Annotated in this window: 18 protein-coding genes and 1 pseudogene; 2 read left to right on the top strand and 17 right to left on the bottom strand. The window is 44.7% G+C overall.

The annotated features are described in order from the left end of the window. Nucleotides 1–159 precede the first annotated feature (159 nt). From ESE_RS0102105 to ESE_RS0102035, 14 genes and pseudogenes are all read right to left on the bottom strand, one after another. Nucleotides 160–1539, bottom strand: a complete 1380-nt coding sequence (locus ESE_RS0102105; protein WP_010370468.1) for a gluconate:H+ symporter — start codon at nt 1537–1539, stop codon at nt 160–162. A gap of 123 nt (nt 1540–1662) precedes the next feature. Then, complete coding sequence (gntK, locus tag ESE_RS0102100) at nt 1663–3204, bottom strand: gluconokinase (RefSeq protein WP_010370464.1); 1542 nt, start codon at nt 3202–3204, stop codon at nt 1663–1665. A 182-nt stretch (nt 3205–3386) separates the two neighbouring features. After that, entirely contained in the window at nt 3387–4340 is a 954-nt protein-coding gene (locus tag ESE_RS0102095; protein WP_010370461.1) for a 3'-5' exoribonuclease YhaM family protein, read from the bottom strand. A gap of 1 nt (nt 4341) precedes the next feature. Beyond that, a complete protein-coding gene (locus tag ESE_RS0102090) occupies nt 4342–6666 on the bottom strand; it encodes an ATP-binding protein (protein ID WP_010370458.1) in 2325 nt (774 codons plus the stop codon). Further along, a complete protein-coding gene (locus ESE_RS0102085; RefSeq protein ID WP_010370455.1) occupies nt 6656–7849 on the bottom strand; it encodes a metallophosphoesterase family protein in 1194 nt (397 codons plus the stop codon). Before ESE_RS0102085 ends, ESE_RS0102090 begins: the two co-directional genes overlap by 11 nt. Nucleotides 7850–8299: 450 nt before the next feature. Then, nucleotides 8300–8584 carry a type II toxin-antitoxin system RelB/DinJ family antitoxin gene (locus ESE_RS11320; protein ID WP_010370452.1) on the bottom strand — a complete coding sequence of 95 codons (285 nt, stop codon included), beginning with the start codon at nt 8582–8584 and terminating at the stop codon, nt 8300–8302. A 125-nt stretch (nt 8585–8709) separates the two neighbouring features. Further along, nucleotides 8710–9054, bottom strand: coding sequence for a YlbF family regulator (locus ESE_RS0102075; RefSeq protein WP_010370449.1), 345 nt, complete (start codon nt 9052–9054; stop codon nt 8710–8712). Nucleotides 9055–9107: 53 nt separating this feature from the next. Beyond that, nucleotides 9108–11198 (bottom strand): transglycosylase domain-containing protein, encoded by a 2091-nt coding sequence (locus ESE_RS0102070; RefSeq protein WP_029237429.1) that lies wholly within the window; start codon nt 11196–11198, stop codon nt 9108–9110. A 5-nt stretch (nt 11199–11203) separates the two neighbouring features. After that, nucleotides 11204–11662, bottom strand: coding sequence for an arginine repressor (locus ESE_RS0102065; RefSeq protein WP_010370443.1), 459 nt, complete (start codon nt 11660–11662; stop codon nt 11204–11206). 110 nt (nt 11663–11772) lie between these two features. Next, nucleotides 11773–12687 (bottom strand): NAD-dependent epimerase/dehydratase family protein, encoded by a 915-nt coding sequence (locus ESE_RS0102060; protein ID WP_010370440.1) that lies wholly within the window; start codon nt 12685–12687, stop codon nt 11773–11775. Nucleotides 12688–12927: 240 nt separating this feature from the next. Beyond that, entirely contained in the window at nt 12928–13209 is a 282-nt protein-coding gene (locus ESE_RS0102055; RefSeq protein WP_010370437.1) for a site-specific integrase, read from the bottom strand. A 243-nt stretch (nt 13210–13452) separates the two neighbouring features. Continuing rightward, nucleotides 13453–13740: pseudogene (locus tag ESE_RS11315) on the bottom strand (cell division protein FtsK); the annotation flags it as partial. Between the two features lie 373 nt (nt 13741–14113). Continuing rightward, nucleotides 14114–14599: a hypothetical protein gene (locus tag ESE_RS11310; RefSeq protein ID WP_010370428.1), complete on the bottom strand. Its 486-nt coding sequence runs from the start codon at nt 14597–14599 to the stop codon at nt 14114–14116. 131 nt (nt 14600–14730) lie between these two features. Further along, entirely contained in the window at nt 14731–15219 is a 489-nt protein-coding gene (locus tag ESE_RS0102035) for an Rrf2 family transcriptional regulator (protein ID WP_010370425.1), read from the bottom strand. Nucleotides 15220–15381: 162 nt separating this feature from the next. On the opposite strand from ESE_RS0102035, the gene ESE_RS0102030 reads away from it, so the two are divergent. Together ESE_RS0102030 and ESE_RS0102025 are read left to right on the top strand one after the other, a co-directional pair. Beyond that, on the top strand, nt 15382–16482 hold the full coding sequence (locus ESE_RS0102030) for a YhgE/Pip domain-containing protein (protein ID WP_010370422.1): 1101 nt from the start codon (nt 15382–15384) through the stop codon (nt 16480–16482). Next, nucleotides 16479–16976 (top strand): hypothetical protein, encoded by a 498-nt coding sequence (locus ESE_RS0102025; protein WP_010370419.1) that lies wholly within the window; start codon nt 16479–16481, stop codon nt 16974–16976. Before ESE_RS0102030 ends, ESE_RS0102025 begins: the two co-directional genes overlap by 4 nt. 518 nt (nt 16977–17494) lie before the next feature. On the opposite strand, the gene ESE_RS0102020 is transcribed toward ESE_RS0102025, so the two are convergent. The 3 genes from ESE_RS0102020 to argS form a co-directional block, all read right to left on the bottom strand. Next, nucleotides 17495–19327, bottom strand: a complete 1833-nt coding sequence (locus tag ESE_RS0102020) for an ABC transporter ATP-binding protein (RefSeq protein WP_010370416.1) — start codon at nt 19325–19327, stop codon at nt 17495–17497. Then, entirely contained in the window at nt 19320–21065 is a 1746-nt protein-coding gene (locus ESE_RS0102015; protein WP_010370413.1) for an ABC transporter ATP-binding protein, read from the bottom strand. The genes ESE_RS0102020 and ESE_RS0102015 overlap by 8 nt, the downstream gene beginning before the upstream one ends. A 188-nt stretch (nt 21066–21253) precedes the next feature. Further along, complete coding sequence (gene argS / locus ESE_RS0102010; protein WP_010370410.1) at nt 21254–22939, bottom strand: arginine--tRNA ligase; 1686 nt, start codon at nt 22937–22939, stop codon at nt 21254–21256. Between the last annotated feature and the right edge of the window lies 1 nt (nt 22940).

Below are 22940 nucleotides of genomic sequence, written 5' to 3'. Positions count from 1 at the left end.
TTTCCTAATCAATGCAACCAGGCAAGTGAATGATATCTAATAATTTACAAGTATTAGTCTGACACTATCACCCATTTAAAACAAATAAAAAGGGCCATTTTTCAGGATTTTGGCGTACAAAAAACCCATCAGCGAACTGATGGGTTTAATAAATGCTAATTAAATCAAAATCATGGCCATGATTAGGATGACAACCATACCAACAAGGGAAATGATCGTTTCCAAAACCGTCCAGATTTGGAAAGTTTGCTTAATCGTCAAGTCGAAGAACTCTTGGAAAATCCAGAAGCCAGCGTCGTTAACGTGTGATGCAATCAATGATCCAGCACCGATTGCCAAGGCAACCAAAACAGCCAAAGTTGGGTTGTTTTGTGATTGCACGATTGACAACACAATACCAGCCGCCGTCATACCAGCAACCGTTGCTGATCCAACAGAAATACGCAACACTGCAGCAACTGCCCAAGCGAAAATAATGACTGTGATAGCTGACATGTGGCCGTTAGCTTGGAACAAACTAGCAACCTTATCTGACAAACCACCAGTAACCAAGACACCACGCCAGGCACCACCACCACCGACAATCAACAAGATACCGGCAACAGCTGACATACCGTTATTCAATGAGTCACCAATTTCCTTGGCTGACTTCTTTTGCCAAACACCCATTGAGAAGATGGCAAACAACAAAGCAATCGTCATGGCCACAGCTGGTGTTGCCATGAATTCAATAACCTTGTCAAAACCGCTTGGGTTCTTTGGTGTCACACCACCTGTGTAAATCATCTTGTAAACTGTCGCAATGATCATAAAGATCAATGGGAAAACTGACGTGATAACTGACAAGAAGAATGATGGCGTCTTGTCCAAATCATATTCCTTAACTTCACCGACAGCCTTAATTTCTGTCTTGAATTGGAATGCGTCTGGTGCATACTTTTGCGCCAACTTCGTGAACAAAGGTCCGGCAACCACGGCCGTAATGATTGATACAATCAACCCAAGAATCAACGTCAAACCGATGTTAGCACCCAATGATGTTGCAACGGCTGTTGGTGCGGGCTGTGGAGGCAAGAAGCCTTGTGCTGATGACAAGGCAGCCGTCATTGAAATTCCAAGGTATAGCAATGGCACACCAGCCTCAATCGCAACCGCAAAGACGATTGGAATCAACAAAACCATGCCGACACCAAAAATCATTGAAATTCCGATGATAAATGAGGCAATCAAAACAGCCCATTGTAGACGCTTGATACCAAACCAGTTGATCAACGTCTTCGCGATACGGTATGAACCGCCCGCGTCCGCAACCAAACGCCCAATCATACCACCGAAGATGAAGATAACGGCATTTGATCCCAAGATATTACCCATACCTTGGTCACCCAAGACAGCACTTGGGACATCCATTGGGTTCATACCCAACAACAAAGCCAAGATAAACGCCGTCACAACCAATGATACGAACGTGTTCAACTTGAACTTAACAATCAAGACAAGCAATATCAAAATTGCAATTGCCAACATAACGAATTCCATCGTTTAAACTACTCCTTAAAATAGGTAAATTATGCCATTCAAAACAAACGCTCACAGCACGGGCATAAAGTCACGTGCTGTGAGCAACGTTTTAATTGTTTATCTGTTTAGTCGAAAACAAGTTTACTTGTCTTCCTTCTTGACGTGCTTACGTTGGAAGTTCGCAATGTTTGCGTACTCCGTTTGCAATTGACGCGCCAAACGAATAAAGATTGGTGTCAACTCACGGTAAACTTCGTAGTTTTCTGGGTTTGGTGCGTACGTGTTTGAATCACCAACCATGTCGGCGATAACATCCAAACTATCAACCATTCCCAAAGCCTTTTGTGCCATAACCGTCGCAGCCAAAGCACCTGACTCAAAGGCCGTTGGCACCGTAACAGGTTGCTCAAAGATATCAGCCGTCATTTGACGCCACAAAGCTGAACGGGCAAAACCACCAGTTGCTTGCACTGACTTCAAGTCACCAACAACTTCTTCCAAGGCCAAAGCAACCATGTAGATGTTGAAGATAATCCCTTCAAGAACGGCACGAACCATGTGAGCACGCGTGTGATTGTGTGTCAAACCAAAGAATGAACCCTTGGCGTTGGCATCCCAGATTGGGGCACGCTCACCACCCAAGTATGGGTGGAATAGCAAACCATCAGCACCAGCTGGGATCTTTGACGCGATTTCCGTCAACAAATCGTACGTATCGACACCCATCAAGGCAGCCGTTGACTTCTCAGCGTCAAACATCTTGTCGCGGGCCCAACGGAAGACATCCCCACCGTTGTTAACCGGTCCACCGACAACCCAGTGATCCTTGTCCAAAGCATACGTAAATGTACGTCCCTTAGGATCAATCTTAGGTGCGTCAGTCACAACACGGATGGCACCTGATGTACCAATCGTTACCGCGGCAACACCAGGTTGCACAGCGTTAACACCCAAGTTTGACAAAGGACCGTCACCGGCACCGTAAATGAATGGCGTATCAATATCCAAGCCCATCACAGCAGCGTATTCGGCAACCATGCCCTTTTCCATCTCGTAAGGTTCAACTGCTTGTGGCATTTGTTCCTTCTTGATACCAGTCACTTCAAGTGCTTGCTCATCCCAATCCAAGTTGAAGATGTTGAACATACCTGTTCCAGAAGCAATTGAGATGTCCATCTTGTTAGCACCGAACAAACGGTGGAACAAGTATTCCTTAATTCCCAAGTAGTGGGCCGCATTGTTGTAAACGTCAGGCTTTTCGTTCTTCAACCACAACATCTTTGACAATGGCGCCATTGGGTGAATTGGTGTACCCGTCTTGCTGTAAATCTCTTGGCCCAAACCAGTTGACTTCAACTCTTCCGTGTACTTAACTGCTCGCGTGTCAGCCCACGTGATAACACGTGTCAAAGGCTGCCAATCAGCGTCAAATGCGATCAATGAGTGCATTGCTGAACTGAATGACACACCCAAAATCTTGCCACCGTTTGCGCCACGCACAACTTCTGTCATTGCGTCGACGAAGGCTTCCCAAATTTCGTTTAGGTCCTCTTCTGCCATGTCTGGCTCATCACGGTACAACTTGTAACCCTTGTTGGCACTGGCAATCACGTGACCTTCAGTGTCAAACAAAACTGCCTTAGTTGACGTTGTTCCCAAGTCAACTCCGATCAAGTATTCCATTGTTAAACCTCTCGTATCTCAAAAAAATCCACAAACTTATGAATAGTACTTGTCTATTTTATGTAAAAACCTTTCACAATGCAAACGTTTTCCACGAAAAGAATTTTCTAATATATCCCAATGCCGGAACATTTGACGCACAATAAAAAGCGCACCGTCTCACAAGAGGTACGCTTTTCACATTATTTTAGATCAGGTTTGTATACATTTCGGTTATCTAATGCCCACTGGCGTTGTGAAAATTCGCCCGGTTCTGTTTCGGCTAACGCGTTATCAAAACTTTGCATATTGGCATCTAATTCATCCAACTGGTGCAAAATATTCGCTTCCTTAATCAACGGACGGACAGGTGACCCATACTCCATCAACCCATGGTGAGCTAACACAGTATGGCGTAGCACCAACATATCTTCGCTATACAAATCCAGATGGAGTTCATTTGCTGCCAAAACAATCTGTTCATCGATCAGGACAATGTGACCAATTAAGTTACCTGCCGTCGTATACTGTGTTGCAATTGGGCCAGTTAGTTCAATCACTTTACCCAAATCGTGCAACAAAGCACCCGCATATAACAAACTAGCATTGACCCCTGGATACTGCTTCACAATCGCTTGGGCCAAACGAGCAATCGACAATGAGTGGAAGCCAAGTCCGCCAGCAAAGGCGTGATGATTGCTCTTAGCTGCTGGGTACTTATAAAACTCATCATGATACTTCGATAACAAGTGGCGCACAATCCGTTGCCACGTCGCGTTAGTAATTTGGAAAATCAACGCCGAGACTTCTTCTTCCATCTCGCTCGCCTTCATTGGCGCTGCATTCATGAAATCACTCGGATCTTGCGGTTCGCCCACTCGGGTTGGGCGCATTGATAGAATTTTAAGTTGTGGCTTATCCTGATACACTTGCCGAACAGCTGTCATAAAAATAACCATGCCGGCTTGCAATGTATCCGCCTCTTCTTGTGTTGCATCCCACTTCATGCCGCGGATTTCCATCGACCGATCCGCAACAGAGACAGCCAGATACCGTTTACCTTGTTGTGTGACCCGTGGATCAACTTCCTTCAATAGGACAAAGATGTCCATGCGCTCATCAACTTGATAATCGCGCAGTTGTTTCACTTCTGCCATGTTACTTATCCCCCTTTAGCTCATTCAAATCCAAGATATGGTGTCCTGTTGTTCGTCGTGCCGTAAAGTACAAAATTTGTTGCTCATCTGTGGCCATTTCAGCTAGTACCTGCAACATGGTTTCCTGTCGCGGTGTATCAAAGTCTACAAATGCGTCATCAATCATAATTGGCAAGGCTAACGTGGGTGCAACTAACTTAACGAATGCCAAGCGCATGGCGACGTAAACTTGTTCAGCTGTTCCCTTTGACAATTGCGTCACGGTAAACATCACCCCATCTTGACGTGTTACTTTAATTAAAGTCTTCGTCTGTGAAATTTGCGTGTAGTTCCCTTGCGTTAAGCGTGCTAATAACGCACTTGCTGACGACAATAACTGCGGTAGTCGATCACCAATCGCTAAGTTAAACACCCGATTCACCCACGCACTCGCTAAACGATTCGTGAAGTACGTCTGCATATCAGTAATCACAGTGGCCTCTTGGTTTGCTAACGCTTGTTGTTGGGCTTCGATTGTCGTATCAGTTGCCAATCGCTGGCGTTGCACGTCTAAACGCGCAAGTTGTTGTTGCGCATCCGCTAATTCCGTCTGCAACCGCATCGCCAATGCCGATGGCGCAACGTCGTCAACCGATTCACTCGCCGCTGCCAAAACAGTTAAATCAGCATCCCCCAGTTGTTCACGCAACAAATCGGCCTCTTGCTGCTTGGCAAGAATCGCCTGTTGCTCCTGACGACGAGCTTGCAAGGCAGCAGCGCCAGCCACATCAAGGGCTTGGTAAATTTCTAATAGACGTTGTTGGTACTGTGCCCGAGTAACTGCCTGCTGACCCGCTGTTGTCATTTGGGCTTGTTCATCCGCTAACCGTTGGCGATATTCAGATTCCGTCAAATGATACCCTAACCAATTCAAGCGTTCTTCCGCCCGTTGCATATCTGGCATCACCGTTTGTTGCATCGTCATCAATTCTTGAATACGCGCAATCAAACCATGGAGTCTTTGAACGTCCGGTTGCGCTGTAATTATTTGTTCATTAGTCATGCCCTCGTAGCCCGCTGGCAAGGTAACATCCGGTGCCACCCGCTTTGGCATCACCCGGTAAAGCACGTGGCCGGCTCCGGCCAATAGGATGAACAAGACGATTCCCGCTAATAATTGCCCAGCGATTGCCAAGCCAATTAGCAATATAACACCGAAGGCTAAGGCCCCAATGCCCGCCCGCCGATATTGCGCCGCAACAGCCGTTCCCGTACCAGTCTGCAAAGCTTTTACTTGAAACGGTGTTAATTCAGCTGGCACAGATTGCCAATGATGCGTCTGCAACAGCGAATCACGTTCATCTTGGAATTGCGCTTGTTGCGTGGCTGCTTGTCGTTGCTGTTGTTGCAACGTTGCAAATTCATCAAGCGCGACACGGGTCTGATTAAGTTGCTCTTGGGTAACTGTTGTGGTCGTTGGCACATCCGGCATAACCCGCAATTGTGCTTCGAGACGGTCAGACTCATCCGCCAACGCCGTATCCAACGGTTCGTCAGCATGTGCTAATTGTTGTTGTAATTGCTGCCACCGTTGATACACCGGCACTAGCTGCTGACGCGCAGCCTGTTCAGAGGCATCAGCCGTCAACCGACTTTGTCGCTCAGTTAAGGTGGCAACTTGTTGCCGAGCGGCTTCATAGGCGGATTCTAATTTGTTGACGGACGGACGATTCGCAATTGTTGCTTGCAAATCCGTTCTCTGGTTAGCCAGCGCCGTTAACGCCTCATTGATAGGTCGGTGCGCCGTCTTAGTTGCCCCAAATTCATTCGTAGCCTCTTTATCCCAACGATTAGCCAACGCGAGCCATTGTTCTGACCCAGGCGTTGCTAGCGTACGCAGGTGTTCCGCAAACTCGTCTGGACGTAAGGCAAAAATTTGTGCCAATGCTTCCTGATCAAAACTAAAGACCGCTAAGTATAAGTCACGATCAACAGGTCCCAGCAATTCTGCTAACGTCTGTTCCGCATCCGCAAATTGTTGCCCCGTCGCAACCGTTCGTAACGTAACTGTCGTCTGCGTACGTCCCAATCGTGTCAATTCGTAATCCATTCCCGCTACATCGAACGTAATGGTACCACCATAAGGTCCCTGTTCAAGTGGCTCGTACGTATTAATACGGCGACCCTTAGCTTGCGGGAAACCAAACAGCATCCCCAGTAAGAACTGATGTAAGGTCGTCTTACCGGATTCGTTCAACCCCTGAATGATTTGTAACTGTGTCACAAAATCAAACGTCTGATTGCGCCACTGGCCGAAACCGACAATGTGTGCTTGCTTAATCTTCATCAGTCGCAACCCCCATTTCAGTTAAACGTAATTTTTCGATAACGGCTTGCTTTAGTTCCGCCAACATCGCTGGCGTCAAAAATGCCTGCAATACTGCCGCATCCTGTACTTGTTTTAAACCAAGCTGTTGCAACATATCATAGTTAAATACATCATCAGCCGTCTGCGCCCAGTACTGTTGGTCCACAGCTGGTAATGACACTTCCTCGTTAGCTGCTACAAGTTTAATGTTATAGACAAAGAAATTATCGGTTGGCGTTGATGCAGCGATTAACTGGGCCAATAACTGATTATTCATGATCAACGACAACAGCGCACTGTCCTCGCTTGTCACTGATAATTCAACCAATTGAAAATCATCATCATTCTGCAGTGTTTGTCGAATATGCTGGATTGCCATCGGTGCATCTGATGCTAACTGGACACGAGCTGTTTGCCAAATCACTGGGGCCACTGGCGTAAACGTCGGCACCAATTCACCTTGCTCCGACGTGACCAAATAATAGCCTTTGGGACCCGATTCATTTTTATTTAAGCCTTGAATACTACCGGAATAACCGATGAATGGTTTGTCTTGCAATGTTTGCCGCACGTGAATGTGGCCAAGGGCCCAGTAGTCATAGTGCTTAACTTGCATGTCGCTTAACGTAAACGGTGCATAATCACCCTGGCCATCTTCGCCAAGCGCCCCGTGATACAGACCAATGTGATAATCCACATTGGCCTGCTTAACTGGGTAAAGACGGGCACGGTTGTCATTAATATGCCGTTGCGTATAAGAAAAACCGGTGATGGCCACACGTTCTTGCGCTTTCGTCACTAAAGTTACAGTCGTTGTTTCAGCTGGAAAAACCGTCACATTCTCTGGCCAGGTAGGCAAATTTTGCCAATTAGCCACAAAGTCGTGGTTACCAAACCCTAGATAGACTGGAATTCCTGCTGATCGCAACGTTTCGAATGCTTGTCGCAACGTCAATTGGGCCCGTGCATCAGGTGTCGTTGTATCAAACAAATCACCTGGCAATAGTACAAAATCAACCATTTCAGCAATCGCATCGTCAACCAATCGTTGTAATGCTGTTTCAGTCGCTTGCTGCAATGTTCCCTTCAGCCAAGCTGGAACCTGTGTTAAACCCATAAATGGATTGCCAAGGTGCAAATCACCAGCATGTATAAACTTCATTGTCCCACGATCCTTTTCACGTTATATGTCTTTCCATTATCCCATGTTAGGTATATCCTAACAAGCATCTATCAGTAGTTTGTAGACAGAAAAACGCTCGTCATTCGTGACGAGCGTTTCCACTAAACATTAAACAAAGTTGCAATATAATCCATTTTCCCCCAGACACTTAAATCCACTGTTATAACTTCGGCGTCAAATTCATATATCACGATGTATTTACCACTTACTAACCGATAATACGTTAACTCACTTTCAAGATTCAATACGGCCGAAAGCGGGCGTCCTAATGTAACGTTGTATTGTAATTTCCGAATATCATTACCAATACTTTTGACGATATTAGTAGCAATTTTTTCACTAGATGAGACACTTAACACCGTTTGGAAATGTCATCTAAATTTTCCACGGCTGTGCGAGTGTACTCTAATCGTCGTTCTTTCAACATGGTTAGTCTAGTCCAAATCTTTCTCGTACTTCTTGATCAGTAAATGTATCACCTTGTAATTTATCTTGATGTCCTTGTTCAATTTCCAGCAATAAACGTGCTATATCACGTTCTCGATGGGTTTCCTTTGACGGCTGAAACGGCAGCCCTTGTTCCGCGACGGATTGCTTAAGAAACAAGCTAATCGCCGCTGACAAATCAATCCCCAAGTCATTAAAAAGTTGCGAAGCTTGCTTTTTCAAAGCCGGATCTATTCTCATCGAAAATGTACCACTTGCTTGTGCCATACTGTCACCTCCGTACAAATGCATCAACATTGTCATTACAATAACATGATTTGTAGAAAAAAATAAAGCGATTGCAACTAAAAAAGAGCAGCTGTCATAAGTGAACAACTGCTCTTTTTAAAGATTTAGTCTTGACCGTACAATTCAGCGATTGGCTTCGTGATGATGTTGTTAATTTCCATCAACAATTGGTTAACGGCTTGTTCTGCTTCCATCATCGTCTTCAACGCATCGTGCTTGTCCATCTCACCAGCAATTTCTTGCCAGGCAGCAACTTGCTCAGGTGCAGGCTCTTGACCTGCTTGCATTGATTGGTTGATTTCCATTTGTGCTTGTTGGAAGCGTTGGAAAACCGCCTTTGCTTCGGCGTTACCGTTCAAAGCTTCAACCGCATCGCGCAAAGTCTTGTATTGTGCTGTTTCGCGTAAGTCAGCGGCAACAGCGTTTACGTTATCGTAAATGTTAATCATATTAAGTAAATATCCAATCTTTTATTGTTAGTTCTATTATCGCATACTGTGCGTTAATTGCCCAGAATGTTCCGGATGCCTGACCAAGCTGCCTTTGCCCCATCCTTTACATTATTCCAAGCCTTTTCAGCACCCTGCTTCACTTCATCCCCGATACTATTAATCGTGTTGGATACCCCATCCGAACTGTTTGAAGCACCGTCATCAGCTGCCGAAATCTTTTGACGCACACTCTTCACATCAAATTGGGTTTGCTCAGTATTCGGAATGACTTGTTCCAGCGTCGTCTTCATCAATGGACCAGCTGTTGCCGATAAGTAAGCCGGAATTGATTCCCCATTTGCATTCGAATCATATCCCGTCCAGGTCGTTACAACAACGTCCGGTGTGTAAGCAATCGCCCATGAATCAGTCGCATTCATCGCTGTTGAACCGTCACCAGTTACCTCAGTTGTACCCGTCTTACCAGCAACATCGTAACCGTATGGGTCAGCTGACTTACCGGTACCATTCGTGTACGTACCGAACATCATCGACGTCATTTCATTAGCAACTTTCTTCGACCAGAGACGGGTATGCTTTTGCTTGGCTTGGACAATTACCTTACCGGAAGCATCAACAATCTTGGTAATGAAGTGTGCCTGACTCATTTCACCACCATTGGCGAAACTGGTATAGGCCTGAGTCATTTGCAATGGGGTAACCCCCTTCTTCACACCACCAATGGCCAAAGCCAGATTCTTATCTGACTTGGTCAATGGCAACCCGGCCTTCAAACCGGCATTATAACCCACCGATACGCCCAATTGATCTAACAACCAAACGGCAGGAATGTTATAAGAATTTTCCAACGCCACGTACATTGGCACATCCGCGCTGGTGTAGTTGTTGTAATTCGAAGGTGAGTAGCCGTTCGTTCCAAAACTCATCTGCTCATTCTTCAATTCCGAATCATAAGAGAAACCACGTGACAACGATGGTGCGTAATCTACAATTGGCTTAATCGTCGATCCTGGTGATCGATACATCTGGGTTGCACGGTTCAAATCACGGAAATTGTGTTCACCACGTCCCCCAACAACCGCGCGTACGCCACCAGTTTTCGCATCCATGACAACTGAAGCAGCCTGTGAGTCACCACCAACCGGATTCAAACTCTCGTCTTCATAATCATCTTGCAAGTTGGTTTGGTCCGTCTGATCCATCGTGGTATAAATTTTATACCCATCATTCAGGATGTCATCTTCCTTCAAGTCATACTTGCTAATGGCTTCATTAATCACAGCATCAAAGAAGTATGGATAATTATAGTTTGAATTGTTAACATCGTGATCCGCTGCACCAATTTCATAAGACGCATACGTATCCGCTTGTGCTTGGGTCAACTTTTTATCATTAACCAAATTTTGTAGCACTTGATTACGACGGTTGATTGCATTCTTGGGGTACGTCAGCGGGTCGTACCCGTTTGGCGATTGCAGCATACCGGCCAACATCGCCCCTTGGTTCACAGACAACTGTGAGGCATCAACACCGAAATATTTTTCTGCCGCATCTTGCACACCCCATACACCGTGGCCGAAGTAGGCGTTATTCAAGTACATCGCCAAAATATCATGCTTTGAGTATTCTTTTTCAACTTGTACTGCTAAAAATAATTCACGGATTTTACGGGTAATCGTTTGATTTTGCGTCAAAAAAGCATTCTTAACCAACTGCTGGGTCAACGTCGAACCACCAGCCGAGGCATTAATACCTCGAATGCGGTACCAAATTGTGGTTAACGCGCCACGCGCCATACCCGTCACTGAAAAGCCGGGCTCGTGATAAAAATTACGATCTTCCGTAGCCAAGACCGCATTCACCACGTTTGACGAAATATTATCAAACTGCACATACGTCCCCTTTTGACCAGCAATTGAGCCCGCTTTTTTATCATCCACATCATAAATTTCAGTTGATGATTGTAATCGCGCCTTTAAGTCTGAGACATCCGTTGTTTTAGCTTCAAATGTCCCTACTGCACTAATCACAAAAATTAATGCCAAAAAGGCCACAATCAGCCATCTCGTTAGCTGGAACCGCGTCCAAAACGGGCCGATTTTCCGATTAATCCAGGCTAACGCACTTTTTATTCGTTCCATCATATTTATTGCATCCAATTATCAAAATCTGCTGCTAATTTTTCGGCAGCTGTGACAGACGGGCTTGTCACGTAAATTGTGTTGTGCCCCGCTAACGTCGCAACGACCTCAGGAATGTTGGCGTCATCAATAATTGCGGCCAGTCGATTACCATTTCCCTGCGTCGTCTTGACAATTGTCATAAATTCAACGCGCGTAATTGAGACCGCTGTTTCGGCAAATACTTCCTGAACATGCGCTGTATCCACAATCGGCGCGTCTGACATCACTTGATAACGTGGTCGTCCAGTGGCGTCAGCCCTCCGAACAATGCGCATTTCTTTAATATCTCGCGAGACAGTTGCTTGTGTCACATCAATACCAGCATTTTGCAGGTGGTGCATCAGCCCTTCTTGTGAATCAACGACCTCACGCGCCAAAATATCTAAAATCAGCGCTTGTCGTTCTTGCTTTTTTAAAGCCATGGTTTTTAGTCCTCTTTTTTTGCATATATAATTTTATTATACAGACTTTTGGACCATTTGCCTTAAATTACACCGAGCAAAAAGTCTGTGCAATCGACACAGACCGGCGCTTAATTCAAAATTGTCTGGATACCTGTGGCGAAACTTGTCACGTGAAAATCAGGAAACCGTCGCATAAATTTATCGGTAATAAACACATTATCAAATTGGTACCGAACCAAAATTTCTAATTGTTCAGCCCGCATACGATTCGTGGTTGCTTCATTTTGAAATACTGACAACGGTATCACATCATACGGAATTGGCCGCCCGACGACTTTTTCAGCTAACGCCAGTAATGCTTGGTAACTAATACCTGGCGCCACTGGCAAATGCCAAGTTTGGCCATAGGTATCTGGGGTATTCCCGAGTAACGCCAGGGCCCGGCTCGCATCCGGTGTCCAAATAAAGGTGCGCAAGGCCGTATCACTAACCGGAATTTGTGGACGTTCACCCGCTTTGATTCGGTCGAACACCATACCGTTGGTAATGCCCTGTGTCCGATCAGGTCCATAAAATTCTGGTGCGCGGCCAATAACCGCTTCCAATCCCTCGTTCGTCATCGCCTCAAAAAGCCGGGTTGCCATTTTCGCCCTAATGACCGATTTACGACCAACCGGTAAGAATGGACTCGTTTCTGTCTGTGGTGTGGCATCTTTTTGATACATGTAAGTGTTATCAAAGAATGCCAACTTGGCATTTGATTTAATAGCCGCTTGAATGACATTTTCTGTTATTTGTAAAAATTGCGCTTCCCAAACAGACGTATCCATCGGCAAGCCAACTGTGAAATACACCACATCACTGCCCTGAATCGCCTGGAACGCTTGGTCAGCATCTGTTAAATCTGCGACAACGACTTGATCAGTGTCATGAATTTTTTGCGGATGCCGTCCGACCAATCGGAGTTCCTTTGTATAATTTTGATACAACTCATTAGCCAATTCGTAACCGATTTGACCATTGCTGCCTAATATTGTTTGCATCGTTAATGACCACCTTCCCTGTCCTAAATATAACACAATACCCACACCTAATTCTTTGTTTACCCTGTATTTCCCAAGAGTGCTAGTTATCAGGTTTTGCCAGCTTTTGCTTCAAATCCTGATAACCGTATATACCTCTAATTCACCCTACTTTTTGGTTATTATTTTGTTATTTTTTATGCTGTTTTTTCCTTAGACTTTTTAATGAGACGCAACTTTTTATTATCTGTCTCCCCAAATTCATGAAACTTCATCATCTTCTAAAGATTTTCTCCAATCAATTTGTGAATCAATATGAATCCCCCCTTGATTGGCATGACTCCAAGTTAAGCCAGCCGCTTCTCCATACCGAGTCCCATTCAGATAACAGAATTCCACAAATAAACGGTAACGGTGTTTGTTCCGGCGCAATAGGTAACTTCTTCCCTCTTTTTCGTCTTTTATCATGAGTTCTTTTAATTTCTTAAACTCATCAGAGAAGAAACCCTTGTCTTTAATTTTATCCAGTTCTGCCTGTGTCATTGGTTGGCCCTTAAAACGTAACTCATTCATTGGCGATGCGGGTTCGTATCTAACCAGCAATAATCAAAGAACATATTGAGGTTAGAGCGAACGTTGACTTTAGAATTTCGAGAAATTTCATAGGCATCTAAAAAGTCTTTTATATCTTTTCCTCTGATTGCCTTAATTCGCCAACTGCCAAACTTCTCTTTAAACTTCTTTAGAATAGCTTCTGACTTTTCTTGGGTTGTATCAGCGAGCATTCCCTCTTTTAACATGAATATCAGCGGTGTTAATCGGGACGAAGTAAGCGGCGTTTTGTTTCAAGAGGGTATAATCGGGAAACGGCGCCACATTCACGATCTTGAAAATCCGAAAATAGAGGTCATCATCAATCGGGTAAGAGGCAGGAAGTCGTGGAATAAATAGAAAGCCATTCTCTGTCACTTCCACATCAAAGGAGTTGGCGTAGCTGGTCTCATTGCCAATGTCTAGCGCCATGTTTAGACTCTGGACAATGTAACGAATCAGTTCTGAGAGGGTAAGGTTCATTTGATAATCCATTGTAATTCTTTTACAAAATTCTAAAAGAGTCATTTTGGGGGTAATTTTCTTGTTTTTGACCCCCTTTTTAAACCACGCAAAAAAGCCCCATTTCTAGGGCTTTCGGTCTCTCTTTTCACTTTAGACTTATTTCGCAAATCTCACAAGTTCATCATCGGTTAATAATTTAAGTAAGAGATACTGAGTATCTATAAAGTGTTCAATGGAGTCAATGGCATTATCATTGAGCCGTTGTTGTAGTCTCAAAGAAATCTGGCTGTTATTCGTCAAATATCCTGGAATGGATTGGTGTTCAAATTTGAAAGAACTATTTTTTGGTTCTGTGAGTACTGATAGAAAGCGCTGGCGGCTCCTTCAGCACTCATTTTTTCCGTTTTTCAATCGCTTGATCAATCTGTTGCAAAGCTCTGTCCTGACGCTTTTCGCTGGTGCGATAAAAACCATTGGCAACGCCTAGCGCTGTCAAAATTAAAAGCGCGAGCAAAGTTTTGAAAAGCAATCCGTGCGTGGTCAACTGCGCCACAGCCAAATAGGTCTCGGCTACCGCCAAAAGCCAACCGCCCAGCGCCACGTAAAACCAGCCCGTGGCCTTGTCCAGAAAGCCCACCACCTTTCGCAGTTGGTCGCGGCTGACTTGATTTTCTGCCAAAATCGTCAAAATTCGCTCTTTTTCCTTGCGCATTTTTACCGGCGGCAGCAGCCACAGCCAAGGCGAAACCTTGTCTTGACTGGTCTGAATCGGCTGCTCGCGCACACTCGCCAGTTGCCCCGTCAACTCCAGCAACCCCTGATACAGCGAAAACGTGAAAATCAACCAACTACTCAGAAATTCTAATAGTAGAATCATAAAAACCTCATTTCTTATTTTTGACAGCTTTGTCAAAAGGTGTGAGTACTACAGAAAGACCGTCAGTACTGATGAAAAGTGCTGACAGTTTCGTCAGTATTTTTTTGACAGGTCTGTCAAAAAAATCTCACTTAGATTTTGCTATCATCCGCCAAAATGACTTGCCAATCAATCCGAATCAGTTTACCATCCGCATCACTCGGCAAAATATCGCTCAACTTATGGTTAGCTAGTCGCTCACGATAGGCCTGCTCAGCTTCATTTAGAAGATCAATCAAACGATTTGATTTTTCCTCGATCAAAGTTGGCGTGATAAAAATACCTTGCGCGATTTCAACGTCAAAATTTTCATGGAAAGCCTCCCCCGACTCAACGGCATCAAATAAGTCAAGAAAACTGATTTCCTCGGGCTTTTTAGCCAATGAATAGCCACCATTTTTAGAAGCCGATGAGGTAATCACCCCCGCGTCCTTGAGCTTTTTGGCGATTTTCAAAAGATAGGAGTGCGACACCTGCATACGGGCGCTCATCTCCTGCGATTTCAGGGTTTCGTCCTCGGGCAATTGGGCCAACATGACCACAATTCCCACCGTTTGAAAAAATGCTTTACTAAGTTTCATAAAAAATACCAATCCTTTTTTATTTGCTTTTCCTTATCCGTGGACATATAATATCCAAAGATAATAATCATCCAAAGAAATGTAAAATCTTTCACAGATAATTCTTATCTAAGGATAAACAAATATCCACTAAAAATTCAATTCAAAAAGGCAAGCAATCTCATGAAAAAGAAAGTTATTTTCACGCTGCTCATCGGCTTCTTAACCATTCTTCCCTCTCTCTACTCCGGTCTTTTCCTCGGCGCCATCCGCGACCCTTACGGAAAAATCAATCAACTTCCCGTGGCATTGGTGGCAAATTCAACCGACCAAGCAAGTCCCATTTATCAAAACATCAAATCAAGCAAGACTTTTGGCTTCAAGCAAGAAAGCTTGAGCCAGGCCAAGCAGGAGCTCAAAGCGGGCAAGATTTTTGGCATTCTGGACTTCAAAGCTAATTTTTCAAAGTCACTTGAAACATTCGCGATGACGCAAAAACCCGCACAAATCGAACTTTTCACCAGCAGCGGCCTGAATTTCTCTGCTCAGAAAATCCTGACAACAGCCGCCAATCAGATGGTGAACGACAGCAACCAAGCCATCGCGCAAAGCACCATCGCCAAGCTAAATAGTGCCAAAATGGCTGTTCCAACGGGAATTTCGCAAGCCATTGTACTCAAAACTCACGATATTTCCCCTGTCAAAAATAACGCTGAAGGCCTCGCACCTTACTTCTTTGCCCTGACGCTGTTTGTGGGCGGCATCATCATAAATCAAGTTTTCATGCGCCTTTTCGCAAGCAAAAAAGGGAAATTCAAAACTTTTTATCTGTGGCAATTTGCCTTACCCGCAGGAATGTCGCTGATTCAGGCCGCCGTTATGACGCTTTTGACCGCTGTCATTTTCCATTTCTCAGTGCTTAGCTGGACTGGTCTGTTTGGCTTATTAGTCCTTCTCGCCTTGACATTTGATAGTCTGATTATTGCATTAAATAAGCTTTTCCCTCGTTTTGGGGTCTTAGTTGTTTTGGTTATTTTAATGCTGCAAACGGCGATGGCGGGAGGCTCTTACCCACTGGCCTTGTCAGATAAAATCTTCCAAACGGGTTCCCACTTTCTGCCGATGACTTACGGTGTGCTGGGGTTGCGTAAGCTCTTTAACTTAGGGATGTCTGACATTTGGTCACAAATCTGGCCTCTACTGATTTTCCTTGTCATTGGACAAATGCTGCTCATACTCGCTTATTTTTGGCACAACCATGGAGAAAGAATCCTCGAAAAATGACCTCAAATCTTCTCATTTCATTACTTTTGCTCGTTTTGATTTTAATTCGTCAGTTAAGCGCACGAGTCGTGCTGCATCAAACACGGACTTTCCTGATTCTCATTGGAATTGGCTGTCTCCTTGCTTATCAAGGACGTAGCACAATTCATTGGAACCTTCTTTTGCTGAGCGCGATTGGGTTCGGCGACATTTTCTTACCTATTTTCTTTGGCTGGCTGCGGGCCATTTCGAGCAAGATTTGGTTTGATTCTGAAAAGCAGCTCATTTTTTGCAAAGGCACGCTCATCACAGCAGGACTTTGGCTGGCCTACATTGCCTTGCGGGGCATGATAGGCTACCTTATCAAAGGGAGTGATAATTTTATGCTCATTTCACTTGGGCTTTCACTTTTGACGCAGCGCGAACTGATCTGGCAGCGTGTCAGCCGTTTATTCCCCAGAGAAATTTCTAAAAACCAAGCTTTCCAGCTGGAACACGACAAAAAAGACAAATAATCTATTCACAGTGCCATTTTAAGGACACCTAAACGCTGTGAGTACTTACAAAAAATCATTGGCAGGACTGTCAGTGATTTTTTCATTATCAGCGCTATCAGAGGTATCTATCAAATTAGAGGCAGATTTTTTAGCGCAATGACATTGCTCACAGGCAGCAGGATAATGATCAAAAGTAAAATGGCGAGTTCCATGACCCACTTAGAGCCTGACAGTTAACAGATATAAAGATTCACAAAAGTCCTATTCTTGCGTTGAGAGTTTGCAAAAAAAGCAACGCCGTTTCCGACGCTGATTTCTGACAATCTTCCATTTTGTTGACTTTTCGGTTATTACCGTGGTTATTTGCAATTTTGAAATTGAGCTTTAAACTGAAAGGGATTGCTGTGACAGCTTCCATGGGATAAAGCAAATTGTTATAACACACTTCAGCGTCTCACTTGAAAAACCAGAAGAAAACTTAATTTTTGGCAATAAAAAACACTCATCAACCTCGCTGCTGATGAGTGTTTTAGCTGTTAACCGACTTTCGTGAATTGCGAGTTGTACAGTTTCGCATACTCTCCGCCAGCCGCCAAAAGATCATCATGACGGCCACGTTCCACAATATTACCATTTTCCATGACCAAAATTTGGTCCGCATAACGAATCGTTGATAAGCGGTGTGCCACTACAAAACTTGTTCGACCCGCCAATAATTTAGCCATGGCATCTTGAATCATGCGCTCAGTTCGTGTATCGACCGAACTCGTGGCTTCATCCAAAATTAAGATTTCGGGATTTGCAATAAACGCACGCGCAATCGTTAACAATTGTCGTTGTCCCTGCGAAATATTCGTGGCGTCCTGATTTAGGATCGTGTCATACCCGTCTGGTAACGTGCGAATAAATTCATCCGCATGAGCCATTTTTGCAGCTGTGATGACATCATCGTCCGTTGCTTCAAGGCGTCCATAACGCAAATTATCCATGATACTACCTTCAAAAAGCCAAGTCTCTTGGAGCACCATTGCGAAATGCTGGCGCAAGTCTTCACGTGTCATACCGCGTGTATCGGCTCCACGTAACCGAATCACCCCACTGGTTGTGTCATAGAAACGTTCCAACAAATTAATCATAGTAGATTTACCGGCGCCAGTTGGACCAACAATCGCAATCATTTGTCCCGGCTTAACCGACATACTGTAGTCAGTCATCAATGGTTGGTCAGTCTGATAACTAAAGGCAACGTGTTCAAACGTCACGATGTCATCAGTCGTAATTGGGCCAACCGGGGTTAATTCGGTCATTTCTGGTTCATCCAGTACCTGAAAAATACGTTCGGCTGACGCAACCGTTGCTTGAATCGTATTTGTTAAATTAGCAATTTGTGTAATGGGCTGACTAAATTGATTGGTGTATTGCAACATAGCTTGCACATCACCCAAACTAACGGTACCGCTGGCCACTTTAATCCCACCAATCACCGCCATAGCTAAATAATCCAAATTATTAACAAACCGCATCGATGGAAAAATAACGGTCGATACAAATTGTGCTTTCCAAGCGGCCTTGTAATAATCTTCGTTTTGCGCATCAAACTTCATAATCATTGGTTGCTCTTGGTTAAATGTTTTCACCACGGTGTGACCAGCAAAGGTCTCCTCAACCTGGTCATTCAGCAACCCCAAGGCCGCCTGTTGCCGGGCAAAATAACGTTGTGATCGTGGCGCGATAATCCGGACAATTAACAAAGACAATGGCACCGTCAAGAAGGCCACCAACGATAATTGCCAGCTAATTGTTAGCATGAAATAGATAACACCAACAAACGTCAGAGCGGAATTGACCAATTGAATTAACGACTGGTTCAACGTCCCTTGAATATTGTCCATATCGTTAACCATGCGGGACATGATATCCCCATTTTGATGTGAATCATAATAAGAAACTGGCAGGCGCGCCATTTTATCCTTGAAATCCTTACGCAACTGGTAAACCGTTCCTTGGGCAACCCGGGTCATGATGTACTGCTGGATTACCGAGAAAAGGGCGGCAATTAGATAGAGGGCCGAAACAAGCATTAAAATTTGCACGACTTTATCCATCTGAATATGCAAGGCTGTGTGCTGACGCATCGACTTTGTGACATCATCAAAAATGACCGTTGTTGCTTCACCTAAAACCTTTGGTGCTCGTACTGATAAGACCACGGAAATGGCCGTGATAACTAACGAAACAATGACACCGGCCCGATAATTACCGAGATAGCCAAATAATCGGCCGATGGTTTGCCAGAAATGAACCGGCTTCTCAACCGGTTGATTCATGCCCCCACCACGGCCACGTCCGCCACTTTGAAAACTACGCATCGACGCCCACCTCCTTCAAATCTGCATCCGACAACTGACTTCGCATAACTTCTTGGTAGGCAGGGCACGTTTGCGCAAGTTCTGCGTGTCGGCCAGCGCCAACCATTTTACCGTTGTCCAACACAACAATCACATCGGCATTCATGACTGTTGCAATACGTTGGGCGACGATAATCTTAATAGCTGGTTGCAAACGCGGCGAATCATTAATCGCCCCACGCACCCGACTATCCGTCTCAAAATCCAACGCAGAAAACGAATCATCAAAGACATACACTTGCGCCGCTTTAATAAGGGTTCGCGCAATTGCGAGTCGTTGACGTTGACCACCTGAAAAGTTGGCACCGTCTTGTTGAACAACCATATCCAACCCACCACCAGCTTCAATAAAATCAGTTGCTTGGGCAATTCGAAGGGCCTCCCACATCTGATCGTCCGTTGCCAACGGTAGCCCAAACTGCAAATTTGACCGAATGGTGCCGGCAAACAAAACCGCCTTTTGCTGCGTAATTGAAATTGCAGCATGTAAGTCTGTCTGAGACAACTGGCGAATGTCCACGCCATTCAACGTAATGGTTCCAGATGTCGCATCTAGCAATCTTGGTATCAAATTCAGAATTGTTGACTTACCTGAACCCGTGCCACCAATAATTGCCATGGTTTGGCCAGAGGAAACTTTCGCCGTCAAACCAGACAGTGCTGGCTTCTCAGCTCCTGGAAAACAATACAAGACATGATTAAATGCCAACTCAGGCGCTGTTGCGGGCAACTTTTGTGGTGTGGCAACATCCACAATTGTATCTTCAGTATCCAAAACCTCATTAATACGATCAGCAGAGGCTTGCGCACGCGGCACCATCACAATCACCATTGACAATTGCATAAAGCTCATCAGAATTTGGGTGGCATACGTCAAGAAGGCCACCAAATTCCCCATCGGCATCAAGTTAGCACCAATCAACTTGGCACCCAACCACACAATACCAACGTTCGTAAATGACAAGATAATTGTCATTACCGGCATCATCATTGCAACCGTCGTAAAGACAACTCGGGCTGTGTGCGTTAAATCACGGTTGGCCGTATCAAATTTCTCACGTTCAAACCCATCGCGACCAAACGCCCGAATGACGCGCACCCCAGTCAATCCCTGTTGGAACACCAAATTAATTCGATCAACCTTTGTTTGCATTGTCTTAAAACGCGGTACAGCAATTTTAACAATCACAAAGACCGCGATTGCTAAGATTGGCAGTGAAAAAGCGAAGACTGTTGTTAGGCGCGTATTCAAGCGCAACGCCATAATCATGGCGCCGACGAATAGGAACGGCGACATCAACATCATGCGCAACGCAGTCTGAAACACATTCTGCAATTGCGTCACGTCATTCGTCGTACGCGTAATCAGCGTGGCATCCCCAAATTTTGACACATTGCTGGCGTCCATATAAGTCACTTTTTTAAACAAGCTACTCCGTAATTTCGACCCTAACTTCTGACTTTGGGTGGCCGCAAAAAACACATTTAACACGGCACCCGTCCAACCAAGAATGGCGATAACCAACATTACCCCACCCATTTGCCAAATATATCCAATGTTTTGTTTTGCAATCCCCTTATTAATGATGTCGGAGGTAATCGTCGGCAGTGATAAATCTGCTGACACCTGGACAATCAAGAATATAACTGCTAACAAAACAGGTATTGGCTCGAGATACTTTTTTCCAATCCGTATCATTTGCTATGGCCTCTTTTTCGTTATAGTTAAGCCTTATTAAACCACACATCTGCCAATATGATTAGAATTTTTTGTTGTCCTTGTGTTATTTAAACAAGGCATGATGACATTTAGTTATTTTCTAAACATAAACAAAAAGAGTCTGGGACAGCAGTATCTGTCTCAGACTCTTAGTCATTATTTCTAAATTACATTTCCTTAGGTGCCTTAACACCCAACAAACGTAGTGATTCTGTCAAAACTTGTGACACAGCCGTTACCAATGCCAAACGGGCGTTCAATTGCTCGTCCTCTGCCAAAATCTTTGAGTTTGCATAGTACTTGTTGAACGTGCGAGACAAGTTCAATGCGTACTTGGCAATAACTGATGGTTCGCGATCACGCCATGCGCGACGAACAACATCACCAAAGTCAGCCAACAACTTCTCAGTTTCCCAAACGTTCTCATCATCGATAACCAAGTTAGACATATCTAGCTCTGGGTTACCAGCCTTGCGCAAAATTGATTGCGCACGGGCGTTCGCATATTGTACGTATGGACCAGTATCACCTTCGAAACGAACCACTTCTTCCAACTTAAAGTCGAAGTTTCCAATACGCTCGTTCATCAAGTCGTGGAAGACAACGGCACCCGTTCCAACTTCATGCGCAACCAATTCCTTGTTACCCAAAGTTGGGTTCTTTTCGTTGATTTGTTGCAAAGCCAAATCAACAGAGTCCTTCAACACATCCTTCAACAAGATGATACGACCTGAACGCGTTGACAACTTCTTACCATCAACCGTAATCAAACCAAATGGAATGTGTTCAACATCATCTGACCACTCGTAGCCCATTTCCTTCAAAACGGCCTTTAATTGCATGAAGTGTTCACGTTGTTCGCCACCAACCACGTACAATGACTTGACGAAGTTGTAGTTCTTCTTACGGAAAATAGCTGCCGCCAAATCACGTGTCATGTACAATGTGGCACCGTCAGTACGTTGAATCATTGCAACGTTCAAGTTGTACTTTTCCAAGTCAACCACTTGGGCACCTTGCGACTCAATCAACAAGCCCTTTTCCTTCAACGTGTCGATAACGCCATCCATCTTATCGTTGTAGAAAGCTTCACCGTTGAATGAATCAAACTCGATGTCCAACGTCTCGTAAAGCTCCATGAATTCCTTCAATGACTCTTCACGGAACCATGACCACAATTGACGGGCCTCTTCGTCACCATCTTCAAGCTTCTTAAACCAAGCACGACCTTCATCGTCCAAAGCTGGATTTTCCTTCGCTTCTTCGTGGAAACGGACATAGTACTTAACCAGCGTGTTGATTGGATCAGCTTTCACTTCGTCTTCTGAACCCCAGCGCTTGTAAGCTGAGATCAACTTACCAAACTGTGTTCCCCAGTCACCCAAGTGGTTAATCTTGATTGGTTGGTAACCATTGGCCTTTGAAATTTCAGCCAATGAATTTCCAATAACCGTTGAACGCAAGTGACCCATTGACATTGGCTTAGCAATGTTAGGTGATGACATATCAATTGTCACATGACCTGCTTCACCGTCCGTGTTGTGACCAAAGTCTTGGTTCATCAAAACAGTTTGCAAAACATCCGTTCCAAATGTCAATTGGTTCAAGAAGAAGTTAACGTATGGGCCCGCAGCCTGAACGGCCTTAAAATCGGTTGCGTCAATTGCTTCCGCGACCGTCGCAGCAATTTGGTTGGGCGCCATGTGACGTTCCTTAGCCAACAAGAAAGTTGGAAAGGCAAAATCACCCATCGTTGAATCCTTTGGCACTTCAATCTTTGACAAAATTGTCGCTTCATCTAGTTCTGGCACAACCGCTGCAACGGCTTGGGCCACTTGATTCTTGTAGTCCATT

The sequence above is a fragment of the Weissella cibaria KACC 11862 genome (assembly GCF_000193635.1).
Taxonomy (GTDB): domain Bacteria; phylum Bacillota; class Bacilli; order Lactobacillales; family Lactobacillaceae; genus Weissella; species Weissella cibaria.
Note: the sequence above shows the minus strand (reverse complement) of the source record. Positions and strands in the feature narration are given on the sequence as shown.